We start from the raw sequence: 24371 nt of genomic DNA, 5'->3' as shown, positions 1-24371 counted from the left end.
TCATCACTCCACTGCAATGTTACGTTGAACCGGATCGGGCGTTTTGCCCGCTCGGTCGCCATGGGGGGAGGCCATGATGGCGCGGCTTCGCGTCCTGTTGTGCGGTGCGCTCACCGCCGCGGCCATCACCGGAGCCATCGAGGTTCCGACAACTTCGGCGGCCGCGTCGGACTCGGCGGAGGCCGCCGCCGATCCCGCGGCCACCGCGCGGAAACTCGTCCGCCGGCTGGCCGGAAAGGACCCTCGCGCCGCCGTGCGGGCCGATGCCTGGGTGGCCTGGGCCGACGAGAACGACGACGTCGTCTACGAGTTCCTCGACTTCGGGCTCGCCGCTGCCGAACAGCGCGCCACCGAGACCGCGTCGGTCAACTCGGACTTCTGCCGGCGCGTGCTGCTGACCTACACCGCGGCCTACGCGCCCGAGGTGAACGCCGCCGCGCAACGCGCCTTGCTCGGCGCCGAGTCGGACCGGGAGTTGTTCGTGCGCAGTGGTTTCGCGGCCGCCGAGCAGCGTGACCGGGCCGCGCGGGAGGCGGACGGGAGCCAGCAGCAGGCACTCGCCGAAGCCGATCGGCAGTACGTCCGCACACTCGCTGGGCACGACCCCGGCGCCCAGGTTCGGGCCGCCGCCGCGTCGGCGACCCGGCCGGACGCCACCGACGCCGACGTCGTCGAGTTCTTCGCCTACGGCTGGGCCACCGGCGCGGAGCTCGACCTGGAGGCACACCGCCTGCGGGACGCCGAGCAGGAGGCCCGCTGGCTGGCCACCGTCCGGCGGCTGGTCGTCGACGCGCAGGAAGCCGAACGTGCCGCTCTCGACGCCGCGGACGAGGTCGAGGCCCAGCTGCGGGACGCCGCCGCACGGGCGTGGCAGCGGGTCGGCGAGCAGACCGGGCCGCCCCGCACCGCCTGGGCGGACGCCGGGCAGGTCGCCCGGGACCAGGCCGCGAACTGGGCCGCGATCGCCGCCGCCGCGCAGACCGCGACCGGGCCGAACTGGCAGGCCGTGCGCGACGCGGCCGATCCCACCCGGGCCGCCTGGGCGGCCGAACAGGACTGGGCGGCCGGGCAGGCCGGCTTCTGGACCGACCTGCTCACCCAAGCCGTCGACGGGGAAACCCGGATGCGGAATCCGCAATTCACGGCGGCTCGGTAAGCGCTTTCCCTTCTCTCTCGACAGGACGAGGAAAATGCCGCACGGAATCGTCACGAAGCTGCTCGCCCTGGTGCTGGCGTTCACCGTGTTCGCCACGACCGACGTCGGTGCGATCACGCCCGCGCCCACGGCCGTGGCGGTCGAAGACCCGCCGGCCGGCACCCCGAGGCCGATCCCGCACACCGAGTACCCGGGCTGGGACGGCGAAAGCGGGATGGGCGAGCCGATCGACCCGCGGCTGTGGAAGCTCGTCGCCGACATCGCGCAGCTGTCCGAAGAGCCCGAAGTGCGGGAGGCGGCGCAGGCGGCACTGGACGCCGGCACCGAGGACGCGATCTGGGAGTTCCTCGACAACGGCGAAGTCGAAGCGCAGCAACGGGCCCAGGCGCGTCGCGACAACACGGCCCGGCTGAACCGCGAGGCCGTCTTGGACCTGCGCGGCACCGGCGGCCCGATCTTCAACGCCGAGGTCGAGCGGGTGCTGGCCGGTTCGGACGCCGACCGGGCCGCGTTCCTGGACTACGGCCGGGGCATCGCGACCGAGCGGGACGAGCGCACCCGGCACAACACGCAGGCGCGCGCCGACGAGCTGCGGGCTCGGGTGACGGCGCTGGCCGGTTCCGCCGGGCCGGAGGTCAAGCTCGCCGCGCAGCAGGCGCTCGCGGCCGGGGACGCGGCGATCGTGGCGTTCTTCAACGGCGGGTACGTCGCGGCCGCGCAGCGCGACGCCGCCGCGCGCGAGCAGTACCTGAAGGACCTCGAAGAGCGGAACAAGGCCGCCGAGGCGGCGAGCGACCTGGCCCAGCGCGCGGCTCGCGCGTCCCACGCCCGGCAGAACCTCCTGGTCGCCAACGGCCGGGGCGTCCGCGCACTGCAGCGCGCGGCGAACGCGATGGTCTCGGCGGGCACGGCGGCCCGCCAGGCGGCGCAGATCCTGGCGGCGAACACCGCGGGCGGCCACCACTCCCCCGAGACGTTCAGCCTGGTCCGCCAGGAGGCCCAGCGGCAGCTGGATCTCGCGGGCCAGGCGGCGACGGAAGCCCAGAACGCGTCGGCGGCGTCGACGGCCGAAGCGAACATCCTGGTCGAGGTGGGCCTGCCTTACGGCGCCGACTGGGCGAAGCTGGCCCGGGGCATGGCATCCGCGGCGCAGGCGGCGGTGTCGGCGATCCAGACGGCCCAGCACGCGCTCGACGCGACGATGGCCACCGACGCGGCGATCGGCCACCAGAACGAGGCCGCAGCCCGGGCGGAGGAGGCGCGCCAGTGGCGTCTGCACGCCGACGAGCACGCCGCTCAAGCAGCAGCACTGGCCGCGGCGGCGGCCGACCAGGCGAAGGCGGCGAAGGACGCCGCCGTGCGTGCCGACCAGGCCCGGTTCGTCGCCCAGACGGCTCGCAACCAGGCCTGGGAGGACATGCAACGCACGTATGACGCACTGTCGACCGCGCGGCAGGAGGCGGGAAAGGCGCGCACGGCCCGTCAGGAGGCCGAACGCCAGCGCGATGAAGCGGCCCGCTACCGCCAGCAGGCCGACCAGGCCGCGGCCGAGGCGAGCCGGGCGCGGGGCGAGGCGGAGGCCAAGAAGCGCGAAGCCGCCGCCTACCTGGCGCGTGCCCGTGCGCAGGAGGACATCGCCGCCGGGTGCGAGGACACCGCACGGCGGGAAGAGCAGAACGCCAAGACCTCGCGGGACGCGGCCTGGGCCGCCCAGCGGGCCGGGGACGCCGCCGAAGCCCGCGCACAGGCAATGGAGGCGTCGGCCGCCGCGGCACGGGGCACCGCACAGGAAGCGCCGGCCTGGGCCGCGGCCCAGGAGGCCCGCGCGGACGCTCAGGGCGCGGCAACGGCAGCCCGGCAGGCCCGCGACGCGGCCAACCAAGCGACCGGTGCCGCCGCGCGGGCCCGCGAAGCGGCGACCAAGGCCACCGCGGCCGCCGCCGCGTCCCGCGCCGCCGCGCAGGAGGCGGAGCAGGCCGCGGCCAACGCGGACCTGGCCGCGGACAGCGCTGAATCCGCTGCCGCGGACACCCATTTGTCCGCCACGCGGGCGAACGCCGCGGCCGCCACCGCGACGGCCGAAGAGGTCAAGGCCTCGGAAGCCGCCCGCACCGCCGCCACGCTCGCCGAGCAGGCCACCGAGCAGGCCCGGCTGGCCACGGTGGACGCCGTCCGGGCCGGGCAGAACGCGGCCGAGTCGTTCAGCGAGGCCGTTTCCGCCGCGACCCAGGCGAACCTCGCCAACCGGGCCGCGCTCGCCGCGCGGGAGTCCTCGGCCGCCATCACCGCACCGGCGAACACCGCGATCGTCGTGGTGGCCCCGTTCACCGGGACCGACCTCGACGCCGACTTCGTCGCCGAGGTCGCGGCGCAGGCCCAGGCCGCGGGCGACGAACAGGCGCGAGCCGCGCAGACCCGGGCGGACGAAGCCAAGCTCGCGGCGACCCAGGCCCAGCAAGCCGCCGACAACGCGGCCGCCGACACCAAGGCGGCGTTCCAGGCGGCGGCCAACGCCGCGAAGTCGGCATCGGCCGCCGCTCAGTCCATGGCCGAAGCGCAGCGGTCCGCGGCGGACGCGGCGGGGTCGGCGAGCGCCGCCCGGGACGCGGCGAACACAGCCAACGGCTACGACGTGCAAGCCCACGAAAACGCCGCCCAGGCCCGGCAGGAAGCGAACAACGCGGCTTCGGACGCGGCGATCGCGGGCCTGGCCGCGGACGCCGCCGAGGGCCAGGCGAACGCGGCCCGAGCGGCGGCGACCCAGGCGGAAACCGATGCGGCCGCGGCCCGGAAAGCGGCCGACCAGGCCGACACCTACGCCCGCGAAGCAGCCGCGGCGGCCGAACGGGCGAGGGTCCACGCGCAGGAGACGTCGAACGCGGCCCAGCGGGCCCGCGACGCCGCCGCGGACGCCCAGAAGGCGGCGGACCAGGCCGAAGCCGACCAGCGGGCGCGAGACGAAGAGCACCGGGCGCTTGAAAACCTGATCGGCACCGGCTGTCTGCCCGACCTCACCATCCAGGACGCCGAGCTGCTGAACTCCGACCCGGAGGGCCGGGCCACGCTCGCCGAGTACCGGTCCGCGGCCGCCGACTGCCTGAGCGGGAGGGACCTCACGGACTTCCTGCTCGACGCCGGGGCCGAGGTGCTGCTGGAGTTCATCGGCGTCAACGACCTCAAGAGCTGCCTCGGCGAGGGCGACATCGCTTCCTGCCTCTGGACCGTGGTGAACGTGGTCGGCCTGGTTCTACCGTTCATCAAGGGCAAGGCGATCGTGAAGGCGATCGCGGCGATCGTCGCCAACATCGGCAAGTGGATCCTGCGGTCGGAGCGCATCGAGAAGCTGGCCGCGAAGGTCCTGAGCATCCTCAGCCGGCTGCATAAGTACTGCAGCTGGCTCAGTGTCCTCGGCGGGCCCGCCGGCGGCGGCTTCGCCGGGGCGAAGGCGCCACCGGCCGCAACGACGTCGGACGTCGCGGACTTCAGCTGCGGCATGATCGCCTATGACAGCGATCTGCTCAGCACGACCGCTTTCGAAGCCCGCATCGCGATGGGGTTCTTCGACGCGGACCACAACGTCGCGGTCGCGTACGTGCCCGGCTGGACCGACGGGCCATACCCCAACATGGTGGTCGCGTCCAGCAGTCTCAGCGGCCATTCGGAAACCGAAATCCTCGACAAGCTGGCCGCGAAGGGGTTTTCCCCGAACCAGATCCAGGCCCTTTTCACCGAGCGCGCGCCGTGCGGTGACTGCCAGACGGAACTGGCCAGAGCGTTGCAGAACAACAAGAGTGCGAAGATCTCGTGGGCCGTGCCGTGGAGCGATGACGAACCGGCCATCCAGAGCGGCGCGAAGAGCCTCCTCAAGAAGTACATCGGCACGGCCAAGCGCCGGCGGGGCATCGGCTTCCGGCTGACGATCGTCATCAGGCCAGGCGACGCGCCGGCGGCGCCCGCCGGCGGTGAACCGCTCCCCCTGGCCCTGGCCGCGCCGGCTCCGAACGGAAGACGACCGTGATGCTGAACCCCGAGCTTTTCATCGACGAAACCCACGAACACCGCCTCCGCCTGCTCGCCGAGCGGGTGACCGAGCAGCTGCGCACCGCGGGTTTCACCGTGCCCGACGACCCCACGGACACGGGCGGGGTCGAAGTCGAAGTCAAGAAGGTGCGGTACGCGCCCGGGGTGTTCTTGTTCTGGTACGCGCACCCGTCCTGGAGCACCCGGGTGGTCGAACGCGCCGCCGAGGGGCGGCGGGACGAGGCCGACAGCCTGCGTTTCCTGGCGGTCAAGGAAGTCATGGAAGAGGCGCTCGTGAAGGTCGTGCGGGCCCTGGGGTTCACCGCCCACCACCACGAATACCGCGACTGGTCCGGATGGGAAGTCCGCGACCCCGCGGAGGAAGAAGAGACACCGTGAGAGCACTGGCCACCCTGGCCGTCGCCGTGGTGGCGGCGACCGCCCTCGTCGTTCCCGCCGCCGAAGCGCGGCCCGCGCCGGTCGGCATCACTGCCGCCGCCGAAGTTCCGCCCGTGGCCAGTGAGTCCGAAAAGCTCCGGGCCGCGCGCACGCTCGGCGTCGTCCCCACCGACGCGATGCTTCTCCTCCGCGACAAGGAATTCGTGATCGCCCTCTGGCGCCAAGCCACCGGTTCCGAAGTGCGCGCCTCCGCCGAGCTCGCCTTCGCCGGGACCGATCTCGCCTGCACCGAATGGATCAAGTCCGGGATCATCGCCGCCCACGAGCGGGACCAGCAGCAGCAGATGCGGGACGCCGAGGCCGCTCGAGTCGCGCGGGAGGCGAAGGAAGCCGCCCTGATCGTGCTGGGCGTCGTGCCCGATGGCGAGCTCGTGATCCAGAACGACCGGGACTTCCTCTTCACCGTCTTCGGCCGGGTGACCGGGCCGCGCGTGCGGGCCGCGATCCTCGCCGCCCTCGGCGGGACGCCGGCCGAGCAGAAAGAGCTCATCAGCAACGGCCTCCGCACCGCGCACGCCGGCGACCAGCAGGACGCCATCAACGCCGACCAGCAGACCACCGAGGCCGAGAAGCTCCGCAAAGCCGCGGAGGCGGCCCGGGGCCGCGCGGTGTCCGTCGTGCGGGTCATCCCGGCCCCCGACATCGTCAGCCTGCCCGACGACGACGTCCTGCGGGTCATCGCCGACGGCGCCCGGCCGGGCAGCGAGATCGAGAAGGCCGCCGTCACCGCGCTCCGCAGCCGAGTCCGGGCGGACTGGAAACGCTTCATCGACACCGGTGTCTACGACGCCAACTGGCGTGACGTCGCCGCCGTGCTGGCTCAGAAGGCCGAGGCCGACCGGGCGCTCGTCGACGACATCCGGCACCAGGCCGTGGTGGGCGGCATCCAGCCGCGGCTGGCGCGGGCCGCCGAACAGGCGCTCGCCGGCGGGGTCGACGCCGTGCGCGCGTTCCTCGACCAGGGGCAGTACGACACGCTGACGCAGTCCTTCAGCCGCAACGCCGTCAACGGCAACATCGCCGGGCAGTACCTGCGCGAGACCGCCGACGGCGTGGTCGTCAAGCCGGGCGCCGCGGAACCCGTTGCGGGCGAAGGGCTCGACGCGACCTGGCGGATCGTCGCCGGGCTGGCCGGCGAAGACTGCTTCTCCCTCGAATCGCCCAGCAAGCCGAACTACTACCTGGCGCGGTACTTCGACGGCAAGAAGACGCAGGTCGGCGTGCGGCCGGCGGACGGGACGGTCGACTTCGGCTGGAACGCCACCTGGTGCGTCGACAACATCCTGCCCGGCGCCGGGGTGACCCTGCGCGGCGGCGCGGACTTCTTGACGCGGCAGGCCGACGGCCGCGCCGGGCTCGGCGTCGAGTTCTACTGGTGGGTCACCGAACCGCTGCCGGACTCGACCGAGATCACGGTCAACTGGCTCAACAAGTACCTGCCCGACTACGACCCCTACACCGACCTGCTGGTCTCGCCGCTGGGGCCGGAGCAGGTCGACGGCGCCGTGCGGTACCGGGACTTCCAGCGCCGGACCGCGCCCGGGCAGGTCGCCTTCCGCAGCTACTGGAGCCGCGGCGGCGCGGTGCACCCGCTGACCACCGGCCGCGGCACGACCTGCGCGTCACCCGAGATCCTGGCCGCCTACCTGCGCCTGGGCGCGCACCCGGCGCTCGGGGTGCCGGTGACCGACGAGGCCTGCACGTCCGACAAGGCCGGCCGGTTCGTGAACTTCGCCGGCGGCGGCTCGATCTACTCGGTCGACCGGGCGGGCGCGCACGTCGTGCTCGGCGAGATCCGCGCCAAGTGGCTCTCCCTGGGCGGGGAGAAGTCCACGCTCGGCTACCCGACGTCCGACGAGGTCGTCATCCCCGGCGGCCGCCGCAGCACGTTCGAACGCGGCCGCATCGACTACGACACCGCCACCGGCGTGGCGACCGTCTACCCCGCGAGCTGAAGGAGCACGGCGATGACAAGGAGAACCCGGCTGGGGCTCGTGGCGGGCGCCGCGGCGCTCGCGCTGTTCGGGACCACGGCCCCGGCCTTCGTCCCGCGGGCCGAAGCCGCCACCACGGCCGACGCGCCCCGCAGCGCCACCCAGGACGACAAGGTCCGGGCCGCGCAGGAGATCGGCCTCGTCGCGAGCCCCGACCTGCTGATCCTCACCGACCGGAACTTCGTGTTCGCGCTGTGGCAGCGGGCGACCGGCACCGAGGTCCGGGCGTCGGCGCAGCTCGCCTACGCGGGTGTCGAGGCGGAGTGGACGCAGTGGATCAAGACCGGCGTCCACGACGCCAACGCCCGCGACCAGGCCCGGATCCTGCGGGACGACGCCGTCGCGCGGGCGGCTCGCGAGGCCAAGCAGCGGGCGGCGCTGGTCAACAACATCACGCCGTCACCGGTGCTGCTGATCCAGAGCGACCGCGAGTTCGCCTTCGCCATGTGGGAGAACGCTTCCGGGCCGAAGCTGAAGCTCGCGGCGCTGGCCGCCTACCAGGGTGACGCCGCCGCGCAGCGGGACTTCATCCTCACCGGGATCTTCACCGCCCGTGCGGCCGACCAGCAGGACGCGATCGACGCCGACACCCAGGCGAGCGAAGCGGAGAAGGCGGCCCGGGCGGAGCGGGACGCGCGGGTCCGGGCCGCGGCGGTGGTCGCCGTGGTGCCGACCGAAGGGCAGCTCGTCGAGCCGGACGTCAACTTCGTGCTCGACCTCTGGCAGGTCGCGAAGGCGGGCACCGAGGTGCGCGCCGCGGCCGAGCGCGCGCTGCGGACGATGGATTCCGCCCAGCTGAAGGCCTACGTCGGCACCGGCATCCACAGCGCGAACCTGCAGGACTGGTTCACCTGGATCCGGAAGAAGGGCGAGGCGGACCGGCGGCTGCTGTTCGAGCTGCGGACGCGCGCCGAGCAGAGCCGCGTGCACCCCGCGCTGGTCGCCGGGGCGAACACCGCGATGGCCGGCACGGACGACGACGTCGACCGCTTCCTGCGGCTCGGCCAGTACGAGGACGCGGTGCTGGTCCAGTCCGTCCGGTCGCAGAGCGCCGGGGCTTCGGGCTGGTACCTGCGCGGCCTGACCGACGCCGTGGTCGGCGCCGGGGCCGGCGCGGACACGGCGTGGCGGGTCGTCCCCGGCAAGGCGGACTCGACGTGCCACTCGTTCGAATCGGTGGCGCACCCCGAGTACTACCTGCGCCAGCAGGGGCTGCGGGTCGTGCTCGCCGCGTCCGACGGCACCGACCAGTTCCGCGCGGACGCGACGTGGTGCTCGAAGGCCGGGCTTTCCGGCGCCGGGGTCACGCTGGAGTCGTTCAGCGCCCGGGGAAGGTTCGTCCGGCAGTACAGCACGCAGGTGTGGGCGGCCGACTCCAGCGGCCAGCACCCGTACGACACGCCGGCCGGCTACGCGGCCGACGCCTCCTGGCAGGTCGACACCCCTTGACCGACCACGGTGGCCGGGCGAAGCGCCCGGCTACCGCGGCGTCCACTGTGGACGAAGACCGCCGGAGCGCGGGGCCGGGAGCAGCTCGGTGACCGGGTAGCGCAGCGGCAGCGGCGCGGCGCCCGCGCGCAGGGCCAGCTCCATCTCGAAGCGGGCCGACGGGTCGCGCAGGCTCTCGCCGAACGTGGCCTGCAGCTGGCGCATGCGGTAGCGGACCGTCTGGGGGTGCACCCCCAGGCGTTCCGCGATCTCGACGACGTTGCCCTGGCTGTCCAGCCACGCCCGCAGCGTCTCCAGCAGCCGCTCCTGCTGCTTGCCCGTCATGTCCGCCAGCGGCGCGAACAGGCGGTGCCGCAGCGTGCCGACCAGGCCGGTGTCGGAGTTGACCAGCAGCGTCGCCAGGTGCTCCTCGGCGCGCAGCACCGGCCGCGGGGTCAGCACCCCGCGTTCGGCCAGCTGGAGCGCGTTCCGGGCCCACCGCAGGGAGTCCGCGACCGACGCGAGCGGCACGCACGGCCCGATCGAGAGCCGGCAGTCCGGCAGCGCCACCTGCAGCGTCGCCAGCCGGGCGCCGCCGAGCTCACCGGGGACGACCAGCTTCGGGTCCGGGGTGTCGAGCTCGGCGAGGATGTCCGCGTCCAGGCCCGCGTGACGGCGGGCCGGGGCGACGCCGTCGGCCGGGCAGACCGCCACCGGCGTCGCGTCGGTGGGCACCGGCCAGCCGATCAGCTGGGCCAGCTCGGCGATCGCCTTCGGGGACGCGGGCGGCGTCTCGAGGATCAGGTGCAGCAGCTTGCGGCGCCAGGTGTCGAGCGCTCCCGCCGTGCGCGCCTTCGCCTCCAGGTAACCGTCGAGCGCGACGGAGGCGAGCTCGTCCATGAACGCCAGCATCGCGTCGGCCAGCTGGGACATCACCGCCGACGAGAGCCCGCTTCTTCGCCCGACGCGCATGATCCGCCGCCACGACACACGCGCACCGACCCGGTAGGCCGACTGCAGCGTGTCGAGGCTGCGGCCCTCCCGCATTTCGTTCTGCCCCAGCCGGTGGTGCACCTCGTGGGACTGCTCCTTGGACACCGTCGGGTCGGCGATCTGCGCGACGAACAGCGTGATCGCGTACTCGACGCCGGCCCGGATCGACTTGCCGTAGGGGCCGTCGAGCGGGCGGGCGTAGGCGGGGATGGTCGCGCGGATCTCGTCGACGATCTCGGCGGCGAGGCTGGCGAGCTCGGGGCGCAGGATGTCGGCGAGCTTGCGGGGTAGTGCGGCGGGCGGCGGCGCAGCGTGATCGAATCCGCGCTCGACCGACATCGCAGCTCCTTTGCTCCCACCCGGTGACCCCGCCGACGCGTGGCCGAGCACCCCGCGCCTGGTGCGGGGTGACACCGGACACATCGAAAAACTAACCCCGAACGTGTCACACCTTCGAAGGGAAACCGATTTCTTGTCAGCTTTGTGACAAGTTCACGAGCCGTGCCTGCACAGTGCTGACAACTACCCCGCCGAGTGCGCGGGATCTTGCGTACGAACGGACGAACGTCGCGCATCGCTCCGATCGCTTGTATCGTGTGGTTGATACAAGCGAGGAGGTACGGCATGCCGTGGGACAACGCGCTCGGGGTGGGGCTGATCCTGGGCCTGGTCGGCCTGGCCATCCTGATCGCCCTCTGGCCGGGGGACAAGCACGGGCGGCGCCTGCTCGAACGGTGGGGCGTCCCGGACCCGGACGCCGGGGAGATCGCGCTCGCCGTCCGCTACCTCAAGCGGCGGCGGCTCTGGTACCCGTGGCTCTTCCTGGCGATCCCGCCGATCCTGGGTGACACGACGGGGACGTCGGTCGTGGCCACGTTGCTGCTCGGCGGCCTGATCGCCGAGCTGCTGGCCCAGCGGCCGTCCCGGGACGCGCGCCGGGAGGCGGTGCTCGCGCCGCGGACGCTGCTCGACGTCGTCCCGGTGTGGGCGCTGGTGCTGAGCGGGCTGGCGTCCGCCGGCGCGATCGTGCACCTGGCGCTGACCGCGCAATGGACGCTGCTGGCGATCGCCGCGGGCACGACGCTGATCTGCTGGGCGATCACGCTGCTGGCGGTCCGCCGCCCGGCGACCGGCGCGCCGCGCGCCGACCTGGCCCTGCGCCGCCGCAGCGCGCGGGTCGCGATCGGGCTGGGCATCGCCACCTGCTCGGCGGTCGGCTGGCCGGCGGGCAACTTCGGCTCGCTGCTGACGGTCGTGGCCGGCCTGGCCGCGTTCCTGGCGGTGACTGCGCCGCTGAAACGGCAGCCGGCGGCCGCGTGAAGATCGTCGTCGACACGGAAAACGGGCTTGCCCCGTGGCGGCAGGTGCACGACCAGATCGTCCGCGCGGTGACGTCCGGGGCGCTGGCGGAGGGGGCGCGCCTGCCGCCGATCCGCCAGCTGGCCCGGGACCTGGGACTGGCGTCCGGAACGGTGGCCCGGGCGTACCGCGAGCTGGAGGCGGCGGGCTGGGTGGCGACGGCCCGGGCCCGTGGCACGGTGGTGACGATCCCCTCCGGCCGCCCGGCCCCGGCGGAGCTGCTGCTGTCCGCCGCGGCGGCCTACGCGACCGAGGCCCGCGACCTCGGCGCCGACCTGGACACCGCCCTCAACGCCGTCCGCGCGGCCTGGTCGTGAGTGGTAATTCGGGTTAGAACCCTAATTACCACTCACGAGCAGCCGGCCCACCGCTTCCAGGACGGGCGCCAGCACCTCGACCTCGCCGGGGGTGCCCACGCACTCCGTGATCCCCGCACCCACGATCTCGTAGCCGGCCAGGGCGTCGAGCTCGGACACCAGGCGCGAGATCGTCCAGCCGGCCGGCTCCGGGTAGTTCAGGCCGGCGAACTCCGCCGGGTCGAGCACGTCCAGATCCACGTGGACGTACAGCTTTTCCGCCCCCGCCAAGGCATCCACCGACGTGACGGCCAGCCCGCGCGCGACCGCCGCCCGTTCCTCCGGGTCGAACACGCGCGTCCCCGCCAGGGCCACGCGGCCCGGGGACAGGGCCGGGGAAGCCGCGAACTCCGGGTCGCCCTCACCGAGCAGGGACCGCAGCACCATCCCGTGGAACGCGCCGGACGGCGACGACCCGGCCGTGTTCAGGTCCGGGTGGGCGTCGAACCACACCACGCCCAGGCCGGGTCCGTGCCGGAACCGGGCCACGCCGATCGGGACCAGCTCGACGCCGCAGTCGCCGCCGATCGTCAGGACCGGGCCGCCGGGCGCCTCCAGCGCCGCCAGCTGCGCCGCGCGGTTCGGGCCCGCCAGCACCGCCCGGGAGGCGATCCCCCGGTCCACTTCGGACACATCACGCGCCTGCCGGACGTGGTGCACCGGCCGGCCGAGCACGTGCCCGGCCAGCTCCGCGAGCGCGAGGCAACCGTCCGGCAGCTCCGCCGAACGCGGTCCCACCGCGCCCTGGCGCTGCGGGACCGCGTTGACCAGCGTCATTCCAGGACGAGCAGGAGGTCGCCGCCCTCGACCTGCTGGACGGAGTTGATCGCCAGCCGGCCGACCTTGCCTCCGGCGGACGCCGTGATCGACGCCTCCATCTTCATGGCCTCGATCGTCGCGACCGTCGCACCGGCCTCGACCGTGTCGCCCTCGGACACCTGCAGCGTCACGACACCGGCGAACGGCGCCGCGACCTGCTTCGGGTTGCCCTTCTCCGCCTTCTCGGTCGCCGGGATGTCCGAGGCGATCGAGCGGTCGCGGATCTGGATGGGCCGCAGCTGGCCGTTCAGCGTCGACATCACGGTGCGCACGCCGCGCTCGTCTGCCTCGCCGATCGCCTCCAGCTCGATGAGCAGCCGGACGCCCGGCTCGAGGTCGACCTGGTACTCCTCCCCCGGGCGCAGCCCGTAGAAGAAGTCCTTGCTGGGCAGCACGGACGTGTCGCCGTAGGCCTCGCGGTGCGCCTCGAACTCCTTGGTGGGCGCCGGGAACAGCAGCCGGTTGAGCGTCCGGCGCGGTTCCGACGCCAGCGCGGAACGGTCCTCTTCGGACAGTTCGGCCACCGGCTTGGCGGCCGCGCGGCCTTCGAGGGCCTTGGTGCGGAACGGCTCCGGCCAGCCACCGGGCGGGTCGCCGAGCTCGCCGCGCAGGAAGCCGATCACCGAGTCGGGGATGTCGAACTTGTTCGGCTCCGCCTCGAAGTCCGCCGGGGAGACGCCCGCGCCGACCAGGTGCAGCGCGAGGTCGCCGACGACCTTGGACGACGGCGTCACCTTCACCAGGTGCCCGAGGATCTTGTCGGCGGCGGCGTACATCGCCTCGATGTCCTCGAACCGGTCGCCCAGGCCCAGCGCGATGGCCTGCGTGCGCAGGTTCGACAGCTGCCCGCCCGGGATCTCGTGGTGGTAGACGCGACCGGTCGGCGAGGCCAGCCCGGCCTCGAACGGCGCGTAGATCTTGCGCACGCTCTCCCAGTACGGCTCCAGCTCGCCGATCGCGTCCAGGCTCAGCCCGGTGGTGCGGTCGGAGTGGTCGGTGGCCGCCACGATCGACGACAGCGACGGCTGGGACGTCGTGCCCGCCATCGACGACACCGCGCCGTCGACGGCGTCCGCGCCCGCGTTGATCGCCGCGAGGTAGGTGGCCAGCTGGCCGCCCGCGGTGTCGTGGGTGTGGATGTGCACCGGCAGGTCGAACTCCTGGCGCAGCGCGGTGACCAGCCGGGTCGCCGCGGGCGCGCGCAGCAGCCCGGCCATGTCCTTGATCGCCAGGACGTGCGCCCCGGCGCCGACGATCTGCTCGGCCAGCTTGAGGTAGTAGTCGAGCGTGTAGAGGTTCTCCCCCGGGTCCGACAGGTCCGAGGTGTAGCAGAGCGCCACCTCGGCGACGGCGGTCCCGGTCTCCCGCACGGCTTCGATGGCCGGGCGCATCTGCTCGACGTCGTTGAGCGCGTCGAAGATCCGGAAGATGTCGATGCCGGTCTTCGTCGCCTCCTGGACGAAGGCGGTGGTCACCTCGGTCGGGTACGGCGTGTACCCGACGGTGTTGCGCCCGCGCAGCAGCATCTGGAGGCAGATGTTCGGCACGGCTTCGCGCAGCGCGGCGAGGCGCTCCCACGGGTCCTCGGCGAGGAACCGCAGCGCGACGTCGTAGGTCGCGCCGCCCCAGCACTCCAGCGACAGCAGCTGCGGGAGGGTGTTCGCGACGATCGGCGCGACCGCCAGGAGGTCCTTGGTGCGGACGCGCGTGGCGAGCAGCGACTGGTGCGCGTCGCGGAACGTCGTGTCGGTGACGCCGATGTGCGGCGACTTCCGCAGCCACTCCGCGAACCCGCCCGGGCCGAGCTCGACGAGCTTCTGCTTCGAACCGTCGGCCGGCTGGGCGTCCTTCGCGAGCCTCGGCAGCTTCAGCGTGGCGTCCGGTGTCTTCGGGCGCTCGCCGTTCGGCTTGTTGACCGTCTGGTCGGCGAGGTAGGTCAGCAGGCGCGTGCCGCGGTCGGCGGACTGCCGCGCGGTGAGCAGCTGCGGGCGCTCCTCGATGAACGACGTCGTGACGCGCCCGGCGCGGAAGTCCGGGTCGTCGAGAACCGCCTGCAGGAACGGGATGTTCGTCGCGACGCCGCGGATCCGGAACTCGGCGACGGCGCGGCGCGCGCGGCCGACGGCGGTCTTGAAGTCGCGGCCGCGGCAGGTGAGCTTCACCAGCAGCGAGTCGAAGTGCGCGCTGATCTCGGTGCCGGAGAAGGCGGTGCCGCCGTCGAGCCGGATGCCCGAGCCGCCCGGCGAGCGGTAGGCGGAGATCATCCCGGTGTCCGGGCGGAAGCCGTTGGCCGGGTCTTCGGTGGTGATGCGGCACTGGAGAGCCGCGCCGCGCAGGTAGATCTTGTCCTGGCTCAGGCCCAGGTCGTCGAGGGTCTCCCCGGAGGCGATCCGCAGCTGCGACTGCACGAGGTCGACGTCGGTGACCTCTTCGGTGACCGTGTGCTCGACCTGGATGCGCGGGTTCATCTCGATGAAGACGTGGTTGCCCTGCTTGTCGAGCAGGAACTCGACGGTGCCGGCGTTGCGGTAGCCGATCTGCTTCGCGAACTTGACGGCGTCCGCGCAGATGCGGTCGCGCAGCTCGGGGTCGAGGTTCGGCGCCGGAGCCAGCTCGACGACCTTCTGGTGGCGCCGCTGCACGGAGCAGTCGCGCTCGTAGAGGTGGATGATGTTGCCCGCGCCGTCGGCGAGGATCTGCACCTCGATGTGCCGCGGCTCGACGACGGCCTTCTCCAGGAAGACGGTCGGGTCGCCGAAGGCGGACTCGGCCTCGCGCGCGGCGGCCTCGATGGACTCGCGCAGCTGGGCCGGCTCCGTGACGCGCCGCATGCCGCGTCCGCCACCACCGGCGACGGCCTTCACGAACACCGGGAAACCCAGGTCCTCGGCCGCCGCGACCAGCGCGTCGACGTCGCTCGAGGGCTCGGACGACCCGAGCACCGGCACCCCGGCCTCGCGCGCGGCCTTGACCGCGCGGGCCTTGTTACCGGTCAGTTCGAGGATGTCGGCGCTCGGCCCGACGAAGGTGATGCCCGCTTCCTCGCACGCGCGCGCGAGGTCGGGGTTCTCCGACAGGAAGCCGTAACCCGGGTAGACGGCGTCCGCCCCGGCTTTCTTGGCCGCGCTCACGATCTCGTCGACCGAGAGGTAAGCGCGCACGGGGTGACCGGGTTCGCCGATCTCGTACGCCTCGTCGGCCTTCAGCCGGTGCAGCGAGTTGCGGTCTTCGTGGGGGAACACGGCGACCGTGCCCGCGCCCAGTTCGAAGCCGGCGCGGAACGCGCGGATGGCGATCTCGCCGCGGTTGGCCACCAGCACCTTGCGGAACATGCCCGGTCCTTCCCGTATGGATCGGTAAGTCAACGCACGTTACCCGGTTCTTCCCGCTCTGCGGGAGTTCCATACCAGGTGATGGACATCATGCACGTTGAAAGATTCGCCGAGGACCGGCCTGGGCAGCCTTTCAGGATCCCGGCGGCGCGTAAAGCAGCCGGTTGGCGGTGCCCTCCGGCACCCCCTGGAGCGCGTTGGGTGTGGCTGCCTGGACAAGGGCGTCGTCCACCTGGGCTGGGGTTGCCTGGGGGTGCTGGGCCAGGTAGAGCGCGGCCACCCCGGCCGCGAAGGCCGCGGCCATCGAGGTGCCGGACTCCGGCCCCGCGCCGGAGCCGCCCGCGATCGGGCCCGGGACGTCCACGCCGGGTGCGTACAGGTCGACGTCCTGGCCGAAGTTCGACGCCTTGTCCGGGTGGTCCTGGGCGTCGGTGGCCCCGACGGTCAGCGCCTCGGCCACCCGGCCCGGCGAGAACCCGCTCGCGTCGGCCGTCTCGCTGCCCGCGGGGACGGCGACCGGGACAACGGTGGCGAGCCGCTTCACGGCGGCGTCGAGCTGGTCGTTCGGCACCCCGCCGATCCCGAGGACGGCGACGGCGGGCTGCTGGGCGTTCTGGGCGACCCAGTCGATGCCGGCGATGATGCGGTCGGTGGCGCCCCCGCCGTCCTTGTCGAGCACCCGCACGGGAACGACCTGCGCACCCTTGGCGACGCCGTAGTCCTTGCCGGCGGCGATCCCGGCGAGGCGGGTGCCGTGGCCGTTGGTGTCGGTGGTGTCGGAGCCCCCGTTCAGGAAGTCCCGCCCGGGCGCGACGCGGCCCTGGAAGTCGGGGTGCCGGGCGTCGACACCGCTGTCGATGACGTAGACGGTGACACCCGAGGCATCACCGGCGTAGTGGTAGGCGTGGTCGAGCCCGGCGCGCTGGTCGATCCGGTCGAGCCCCCAGCTGGGCGGATCCTGCTGAACCCCACCCGCTGCCCCGGCCGGAGCCTGGCCGGCGAGCACGAGGACGGCCGCCACTGCCGCTGCGCACATCTTCATGATCGTCGTGGTACCCCGGCGCCGGCCGGGCGACAACTCAGGCCTGTCGCCCGTTCGGATGGTTCCGCCCGGCCAGCCCGCCGACGACGGCGAGCACGAGGAGCGAGACCCCGCAGACGACCAGCCCCGCGAGGTTCGGATGGTGCCCGGAGCGGGTGATGCCGGCGAGCAGGCTCAGCGCGGCGAAGGCCCAGCCGAGGAGGACCTGGCCGCCGAAGGCCCGCGGCCGCGCAACGGCGGCCAGGACCGGGACGGCCAGCACCAGTGTGGCCGTGAGGACGAAGGTGCCCCCGCCAGCGCCGCTGTCGACCGCGTACTGGGCAGTCAGGCCGGCCACACCGAGCACGGCCGCCGCGATGGCGGCCCACGAGTACCGGTCGGGACGGCGCAACCGCAGCTCGCGGCGGACCGCCCACACCGCGCCCACCCCGGCCGCGAGCACGGCCAGCAGGCCGGCGAAGAGGAACCCGAAGCCCGCCCCGAGGTGGTTGTCGCTGTCGGAGGTGAGGAACCGCCCGGTGGAGTAGGTGATCACGAGACCCCACACCGCGGCGAAGCCCGGCCCGGCGAGCCAGCCGGTCCGAGCCTGGCGGGTGACTAGGCCACCGGCGACGATCGCGAGCACCGCGAACGGCCAGACGAACCACTCCAGCCCGGGCTGCGCGCCCGCGAGCGTGTAGCTGTAGTCGTCGAGGTCGTAGGTGTATTCGAAGGCCATGCTCAGCAGGGCCAGCACCCCGCCGGCGGCGGTGAGGAGCCCGAGGCCGGTGGTGAGTGGCATCGGCGCGGCCGGGAGTGAGAGAGGGGCGGCGGCTGGTTCCGGCGCTGCGGCCACCGGCCGGGCGGGCTGAGCTGCTTCGGCCGACGCCACGGTCTCCGGTCCCGGCACTGCCGCCACCGGCCGGGCCGCGTCGGGCGGTGCCGCCACGCCTCCGGGCTGGGGCCCGGCCCCCTCCACCGCGGGCCCCGGTGCCGCGGCACCGGCCGTCGGGGCTTCCGGTTCGGCGGTGGCTCCGGGCCGCGGCGTGGCGACCGGCTGGGCCGCCGCCGCTTCGGCCGCCGCTACGGTCTCCGGTTCCGGCGCTCCCGCCACCGGCCGGGCCGCCGCCGCTTCGACCGCCACCACGGTCTCCCCCGTCGGGCCCGTCACCACGACCTTGCCCCGCCGCACCTCCGGCCCACGCCTCACCCGGACTTCCGCGCCGCCCGCGACCTCCTGGACCTCGATCCAGTCGTGAGACGCCTCGAACGCGCACGCCCGCGCCACCGGCGGCCCCAGCAACCGGATCCGATCCGTCTCCTTCTCCCCCTCGAACCGCACCTCCGGCGCGTCCGCGCGTACCGCGGCGTCCTCCCGGGCCGCCGATGCCGCCGCCGCCACGTGCTGGATGTCCGTGTCCACCATCGCCTTCAACGCCTCGAACGCCCCCACCGCCACTTCGAGGTTCGAGCTCGCCAGCCGCCTTCTCAACTCCGCCACCGCTCCCAGCCGCGTGAACGGGTTCTCCGCCGCGATCGCGCCCGCCAGGTCGGGTGGGATCGGGGACGGCTTGATGCGGCGGCGCCGGCTCTTCGCCAGGTACAGCTCGCCCTGCATCTCGATGTCGCGGCTCGGGGTCTGCTTCGGGTTGCGCTCGCGGACGCGGTCGAACAGGTACTCGTACAGCTCACCCAGTGCGATCCAGCCGTCCTCGTCGCGGTCGGCTTCGCCGGTGCGCAGGCCCTCCACCAGGGCCGCCGTGAACACCGATGGCTGCGCGACGCCGCCTTCGGCCAGGCGGGCGCCCTCGAAGGCGTATTCGATCGAGTTCGACGCCGTGATGACCGCGCGGCCGCGGCCGCCGCGGAAGCTGTCCAGGACGTTCGCGTCGCCCGACGCGCGGACCGCCACGCCCTGCCCGAACGCGCCGCCGTAACAACAGTCCAGCAGCAGCACCACACTGCGCGAGCGGCTCTGCCGCAGGCACTGCTGCACGAACTGCGCGGGCACCGCGGTCGACCGGAGGCGGTCCGGGCGTGTGTTGCGGGCGGCGAAGAACAGCTGGCCCGCGTCGTCCTTCAAGCCGTGGCAGGAAAAATGGAGCAGGAGGACGTCGTCGGGGCGGCCCTCGGCGCAGAGGTCCTCGACCTCCGCCTGCACCACGTGCGCGGTTTCGTTGCGCACCACCCGGACCTCGAAGTCGCTGATCGCGCGGTCGGACAGCACCCCGGCGAGCGCGTCCGCGTCCGCCGCGGGGGAGCCCAGGCGCTGCAGCCCCGCGTTGTCGTACTCGCCATTGGCGACGATCAGCGCCCGCCTCCGCCCGGACATACCGGTAGAGAACGCCCTTCGGGCGCGTTACGGCAAGCAGCCGAACGGGCACACCTGACCGGCGACGGGCCGGTGAATCGTTCCCGTCGGCATACTGGACGCACTGACGCACCAGGAGTGGCATTTGGAGACCATCGGCTCACAGCGCCCGGGCGGCCGCACCGAGCGCACCCGCCTCGCGGCGCTGAACGCGACGCTCGAGCTGCTCGGCGAGCGCGGCTACGCGGAGCTGACCGTCGAGGCGGTCGCCGAGCGCTCCGGCGTGCACAAGACGACGCTGTACCGCCGCTGGGAGTCCGCCGAAGGCCTGGTCGCGGCCGCTCTGCTGATGGGGACCGAGCAGGAGTGGGCCGCGCCGGACACCGGGTCGCTCGAAGGCGACCTGCGCGGCATCAACGCCGAGCTGGTGCACTACTTCACCTCGCCGGGCGAGCGTGAGCTCCCGACGGCGTCGATCTCGGCGGCCTTCCTCTCCGCCCGTGCGGCGGACGCGCTGCAGGAGTTCTACGTCGACCGCCACGCCCGTTCGGCGGTGGTCGTCGACCGGGCCGTCGAGCGCGGCGAGGTCCCTGCGGGCACCGACGCCGTCGAGGTCGTGCGTGTGGCGTGCGGGCCGATCTTCTACCGCCTGTTCGTCTCCCGGGAGGGAGTGTCCACACAGGACGCCGGGATCGCGGCCGCGGCTGCTGCGGCGGCGGCGAAAGCCGGGGTCTTCACAGCCGGACCACCTCCGGGGTGACGTCGTCGGGCTGCCGACCCCGCCGCAGGGAGAACGCCTTCACCCGTCCGTCCGTTCTTCGCCAGACAACCACAAGACCGCGCTGTGGCCGGGCCGCTCGCCGACAACGCGGTCGTGGGCGGCAGCACGTACCGCGCGGATCAGCTCTTCTCCAGGTACTCCGCGCGCTCTACGTCCACGACGTCGGCGACCAGCTGCGCCAGCCCCCGGTACTTCTTCAGCTCCGGGTCCTTCGTGACGATCTCCTGCGCCAGCGCCCGGGACTCGGCGATCACGTCCTCGTCGCGCAGCAGCGACAGCAGCTTGAGCGTCGAGCGCTTCCCGGACTGCGCCGCGCCGAGGATGTCGCCTTCGCGGCGCAGCTCGAGGTCGAGGCGCGACAGCTCGAAGCCGTCGGTGGTCGACTCGACCGCCGCCAGCCGTTCGCGCGTCGCCGTCCCGTCGAGGGCTTCGGTGACCAGCAGGCAGACCCCGGGGTTGTTGCCCCGGCCGACCCGGCCGCGCAGCTGGTGCAGCTGGCTGACGCCGAAGCGGTCGGCGTCCATGATCACCATCGCGGTCGCGTTCGGCACGTTGACCCCGACCTCGATCACCGTGGTCGCGACGAGCACGTCGAGACTCCCGGCGGAGAAGGCCCGCATCACCGCGTCCTTGTCGTCGGGGTGCATCCGGCCGTGCAGCACGCCGACGCGCAACCCTTGCAGCGCCCCGTTTTCCAGGTCCGGCGCGACGTCGAGGACCGCGAGCGGCGGCCGCTTGTCACTCTTGTCCGACGGCGGCTCGTCGCCGATCCGCGGGCACACGACGTAGGCCTGGTGCCCCTTGCCGACCTCTTCCCGGACGCGCTGCCAGATCCGGTCGAACCAGGCGGGCTTCTCGGCGACCGGCACGACCGTGGTCGAGATCGGCGACCGCCCGACCGGCATCTCGCGCAACGCGGACACCTCCAGGTCGCCGTAGACGGTCATCGCGACCGTGCGCGGGATCGGCGTCGCCGTCATGACGAGGACGTGCGGGCTGGTGTCCCCGGCCCCGCGGGTGCGCAGCGCGTCCCGCTGCTCGACGCCGAAGCGGTGCTGCTCGTCGACGACGGCGAGGCCGAGGTCGGCGAACTCGACGTGGTCCTGGATCAGCGCGTGCGTGCCGACGACGATGCCCGCTTCCCCGCTGACGATCTCCAGCAGCGACTTCTTGCGCTCCTTCGCGCCCATCGACCCGGTGAGCAGCGTGACGCGCGTGGCGTTCTCCGCGGCGCCCAGCTCGCCCGCCTGCCCGAGGTCGCCGAGCATCTCCCGCAGCGACCGCGCGTGCTGCGCGGCGAGTACCTCGGTCGGCGCGAGCATCGCGGCCTGCCGCCGGCTGTCGACGACCTGCAGCATCGCCCGCAGCGCGACGACCGTCTTGCCCGAGCCGACCTCGCCCTGCAGCAGCCGGTTCATCGGGTGCTCGGTGGCCAGGTCCGCGGCGATCTCGTCGCCGATCCCCCGCTGGCCCGCGGTCAGGTCGAAGGGCAGCCGCTTGTCGAACGCGTCCAGCAGGCCACCGGTCGTGTGCGGGTTCGCCTTGGCCGGGCGCGAGATCGCGGAATGCCGGCGCTGCGCGAAGATCAGCTGGACGGCCATGGCTTCGTCCCACTTGAGCCGCTTCTTCGACGCTTCCAGGTGCGCCCAGTTCTCGGGGCGGTGGATGCCGCGCAGCGCGTTGTCGAGGTCCGCCAGCCGGTGCAGGCGGCGCAGCTCGGCCGGCATCGGGTCGTCGTCGACCTCGAGGACGTCGAGGACCTGGCGCACGCACTTGGCGATCGACCAGGTCGGCATGCCCTGCGCCGCCGGGTAGACCGGGATGATCGCGGCGAGGAAGTCCTCCATCGCCTCGGCCTCGCGGTCGGCGTCGAACAGCTCGTACTCGGGGTTGGTCAGCTGCAGGGTGTCGCGGAAGGCGGACACCTTGCCGGCGAAGAGGCCCGTCTTGCCGGGGACCAGCTCCTTCTCGCGCCACGCCTGGTTGAAGAACGCACAGGTGAGCCGGCGTTTCCCGTCGGTGATCACCATGTCGAGGATGGTGCCGTTGCGGGCCTTCATCCGCCGCTTGCTCACCTTTTCGATGCGCGCCAGCACGGTGGCGTGCTCGCCGAGCTCCAGTCCCGCGATGTCGGTGAGCTCGCCGCGCTCGGCGTAGCGGCGCGGGTAGTGGCGCAGCAGGTCGCTGACCGTCTCGATGTCCAACGCCGTGGCGAGCGCCTTCGCCGTCTTGGCGCCGAGCAACAACGGCAGCTTGTCGCGCAGTCCGGCCATCGGCTATTCGACTCCCATCAGCAGCACGGCCTCCGCCTGGCCGCCGGTGTAGCCGGCCAGCTCCGCCTCGGGGTGCTCCAGCCGCAGCTGGTCCGCGAGCTCCTCGGCGACCCCGGGCGGCGCGGCGGCCCCGCTCAGCACCGTCACCAGCTCGCCGCCCAGCGCCAGCATCCGGTTGAGCACCTTCATCGCGGCCGCGACCAGGTTCGTCTCCGACGCGGGCGCGGGCTCGATCAGCACCACCTCGTCGTCGACCAGGCCGACGACGTCACCGGACTGGGCCCGGCCCACCCAGGTTAGCGACTCCTCGCGCGCGATCCGCAGTTCGCCACGCCTGGTCGCGGCGGCCGCTTCGGCCATCGCGACGACGTCGTCGTTGGTGCGGCGCCCGGCGTCGTGCACGGCGAGGGCGGCCAGCACCTGCACCGGCGAGACGCACGGGATGACCACGACGTCCCGGTCGGCGGCCATGACGTGCCCGGCCGCGGTGTCGACCGCCGCGGTGAGCGCGACGCTGCCCGGCAGCACCGTGACGTGCCGCCCGGCGGCCTCGTTGAGCAGGCCGATCACGTCCTCGACGCTCGGCGTCTCGCCTTCGGGCACGGCCAGGACCGGGATGCTCTCGGCGCGCAGCAGCTCGGCGAGCCCGCCGCCGTGCACCACGGCGACGACCGTCCGGTCGATCCCGCCGCCCGGCTCGATCGGCGTCGGGGTGAGCAGCGGCTCGACGCGGATCTTGCGCGGCCGGCCCAGCGCCAGGCCGGCTTCGATGGCGGCGCCGATGTCGGCGCAGTGGACGTGCACGGCGTGGCTGCCCGAGCCGTCGCCGGCCACGGTGACGCTGTCGCCGAGGCCGCTCAGCTCCTTGCGCAGGGTCGGCAGGCTCGTCTCCTCGACGCCGTCGAGGAGGTACATGACCTCCCAGGCGTAGGCCCGCTCTTCGGCCGTGGGCACTTCCAGCGCGTGGTCCCGTTCGACCGCGGTGCCGGTGAGCACGCCGACCAGGGCGTCGAGGACGGCGACGAGCCCACGGGCGCCGGCGTCGACGACCCCGGCCCTGGCCAGCGCGGGCAGCTGCAGCGGCGTCTTCTCGAGCGCGTGCGCGGCTTCCTTCGCGGCCGCGCACGCGACCTCGGTCAGCGACCGGGTGTCCCCGCGCACGGCGAGGGCGACGGCGTGCAGCACGGTGAGGATGGTCCCGGCGACCGGGCGGCTGACGGCGCCGGTGGCGACCTCGTCGGCGTGTCCGAGCGCCTGGGCCAGCCACGCGCCGTCCAGGTCGCCTTCGGCGCGGTCGGCCAGCCCGCGCACGACCTGGGAGAGGATCACGCCGGAGTTGCCCTTGGCCGAGGCGACGGCGCCGCGCGCGAGGATCTTCAGCGCTTCGGCGGCGGACTCCGGCTCGGCGGTGTCGAGCGCGCCTGCCGCGCCGGTCATCGTGAAGAGCATGTTGGAGCCGGTGTCGGAGTCCGCGACGGGGTAGACGTTGATCTCGTTGATGGCCGGCCGCAGGCTCGCCAGGCTGTGCACACAACCCGCGGCCCAGGCCGACACCGCCGCCGTGTCCAGCACCCGCACCCGTAACCTCCTGACCGGTCTCGGGCAGGGTATCGACCCGGTGCATCACCCCGCTGAGCCAGTAGTTACTATGGTCGAGTTGCCCAGTGCATCTGGGCTCATCTCTATGACCCAGATCCAAAGGAGTTCGACGTGGCTGCCGTGTGCGACGTCTGTGGCAAGGGACCCGGCTTCGGCAAGTCGGTCTCGCACTCCCACCGGCGTACCAACCGCCGGTGGAACCCGAACATCCAGACCGTCCACGCCAAGGTGGGTGTGTCCCAGCGCAAGCGCCTGAACGTGTGCACCTCGTGCATCAAGGCGGGCAAGGTCGTTCGAGGCTGACGCTGACGCGAGTTCGAAATGGCGGGTAGTTCCTCCGGGAACACCCGCCATTTTCATGTGGTCACCTCAAGCGCCCCAATGTGGCCTTGGGTGCGTTCAACGCACCCAATGTGGCCTTCGGTGGGTTTGGAGGTCCGAAGGGAAAACGGGGGGGGTGGGGGGGGTGA

General features: G+C 73.1%; 16 protein-coding genes. 9 read left to right on the top strand and 7 right to left on the bottom strand.

From position 1 onward, the window contains the following. Positions 1-76: 76 nt before the first annotated feature. From ACZ61C_RS26095 to ACZ61C_RS26075, 5 genes are read left to right on the top strand one after another with little or no spacing between them, the layout of a single operon-like run. On the top strand, positions 77-1156 hold the full coding sequence (locus tag ACZ61C_RS26095; protein WP_465310443.1) for a hypothetical protein: 1080 nt from the start codon (positions 77-79) through the stop codon (positions 1154-1156). Positions 1157-1190: 34 nt separating this feature from the next. Continuing rightward, a complete protein-coding gene (locus ACZ61C_RS26090) occupies positions 1191-5174 on the top strand; it encodes a nucleic acid/nucleotide deaminase domain-containing protein (RefSeq protein WP_465310442.1) in 3984 nt (1327 codons plus the stop codon). Beyond that, positions 5174-5575 (top strand): hypothetical protein, encoded by a 402-nt coding sequence (locus tag ACZ61C_RS26085; protein WP_465310441.1) that lies wholly within the window; start codon positions 5174-5176, stop codon positions 5573-5575. Before ACZ61C_RS26090 ends, ACZ61C_RS26085 begins: the two co-directional genes overlap by 1 nt. Further along, positions 5572-7590 carry an AbfB domain-containing protein gene (locus tag ACZ61C_RS26080; RefSeq protein ID WP_465310440.1) on the top strand — a complete coding sequence of 673 codons (2019 nt, stop codon included), beginning with the start codon at positions 5572-5574 and terminating at the stop codon, positions 7588-7590. The genes ACZ61C_RS26085 and ACZ61C_RS26080 overlap by 4 nt, the downstream gene beginning before the upstream one ends. Positions 7591-7602: 12 nt before the next feature. Continuing rightward, positions 7603-9078 carry an AbfB domain-containing protein gene (locus ACZ61C_RS26075; protein ID WP_465310439.1) on the top strand — a complete coding sequence of 492 codons (1476 nt, stop codon included), beginning with the start codon at positions 7603-7605 and terminating at the stop codon, positions 9076-9078. 30 nt (positions 9079-9108) lie between these two features. Here the strand turns inward: ACZ61C_RS26075 and ACZ61C_RS26070 are convergent, their stop codons facing one another. Beyond that, positions 9109-10389 (bottom strand): PucR family transcriptional regulator, encoded by a 1281-nt coding sequence (locus tag ACZ61C_RS26070; protein WP_465310438.1) that lies wholly within the window; start codon positions 10387-10389, stop codon positions 9109-9111. A 285-nt stretch (positions 10390-10674) separates the two neighbouring features. On the opposite strand from ACZ61C_RS26070, the gene ACZ61C_RS26065 reads away from it, so the two are divergent. Both ACZ61C_RS26065 and ACZ61C_RS26060 read left to right on the top strand, forming a co-directional pair. Then, complete coding sequence (locus tag ACZ61C_RS26065; protein WP_465310437.1) at positions 10675-11370, top strand: hypothetical protein; 696 nt, start codon at positions 10675-10677, stop codon at positions 11368-11370. Next, positions 11367-11726, top strand: coding sequence for a GntR family transcriptional regulator (locus tag ACZ61C_RS26060; protein WP_465310436.1), 360 nt, complete (start codon positions 11367-11369; stop codon positions 11724-11726). Before ACZ61C_RS26065 ends, ACZ61C_RS26060 begins: the two co-directional genes overlap by 4 nt. 21 nt (positions 11727-11747) lie before the next feature. Here the strand turns inward: ACZ61C_RS26060 and ACZ61C_RS26055 are convergent, their stop codons facing one another. From ACZ61C_RS26055 to ACZ61C_RS26040, 4 genes are all read right to left on the bottom strand, one after another. Next, positions 11748-12542: an arginase family protein gene (locus ACZ61C_RS26055; protein WP_465310435.1), complete on the bottom strand. Its 795-nt coding sequence runs from the start codon at positions 12540-12542 to the stop codon at positions 11748-11750. Continuing rightward, positions 12539-15916, bottom strand: a complete 3378-nt coding sequence (locus ACZ61C_RS26050; RefSeq protein ID WP_465310434.1) for a pyruvate carboxylase — start codon at positions 15914-15916, stop codon at positions 12539-12541. Before ACZ61C_RS26050 ends, ACZ61C_RS26055 begins: the two co-directional genes overlap by 4 nt. Before the next feature lie 133 nt (positions 15917-16049). Then, positions 16050-16952, bottom strand: a complete 903-nt coding sequence (locus ACZ61C_RS26045; protein ID WP_465310433.1) for a S8 family peptidase — start codon at positions 16950-16952, stop codon at positions 16050-16052. 43 nt (positions 16953-16995) lie between these two features. Next, complete coding sequence (locus ACZ61C_RS26040) at positions 16996-19269, bottom strand: caspase family protein (RefSeq protein ID WP_465310432.1); 2274 nt, start codon at positions 19267-19269, stop codon at positions 16996-16998. Positions 19270-19393: 124 nt separating this feature from the next. Between ACZ61C_RS26040 and ACZ61C_RS26035 the strand changes: the two genes are divergently transcribed. Beyond that, a complete protein-coding gene (locus ACZ61C_RS26035; RefSeq protein ID WP_465310431.1) occupies positions 19394-20008 on the top strand; it encodes a TetR/AcrR family transcriptional regulator in 615 nt (204 codons plus the stop codon). 140 nt (positions 20009-20148) lie between these two features. Here ACZ61C_RS26035 and recG read toward each other — a convergent pair whose 3' ends face one another. Both recG and ACZ61C_RS26025 read right to left on the bottom strand, forming a co-directional pair. Further along, a complete protein-coding gene (recG, locus tag ACZ61C_RS26030; protein WP_465310430.1) occupies positions 20149-22302 on the bottom strand; it encodes an ATP-dependent DNA helicase RecG in 2154 nt (717 codons plus the stop codon). 3 nt (positions 22303-22305) lie between these two features. Further along, entirely contained in the window at positions 22306-23880 is a 1575-nt protein-coding gene (locus ACZ61C_RS26025) for a DAK2 domain-containing protein (RefSeq protein WP_465310429.1), read from the bottom strand. A 132-nt stretch (positions 23881-24012) separates the two neighbouring features. On the opposite strand from ACZ61C_RS26025, the gene rpmB reads away from it, so the two are divergent. Continuing rightward, positions 24013-24204: a 50S ribosomal protein L28 gene (gene rpmB / locus ACZ61C_RS26020; protein ID WP_003091970.1), complete on the top strand. Its 192-nt coding sequence runs from the start codon at positions 24013-24015 to the stop codon at positions 24202-24204. Positions 24205-24371: the final 167 nt, after the last annotated feature.

This window comes from Amycolatopsis sp. NPDC104587, assembly GCF_055583645.1.
The sequence above is the reverse complement of the archived record's forward strand: the minus strand, read 5'-3'. Positions and strand labels throughout refer to the sequence as shown.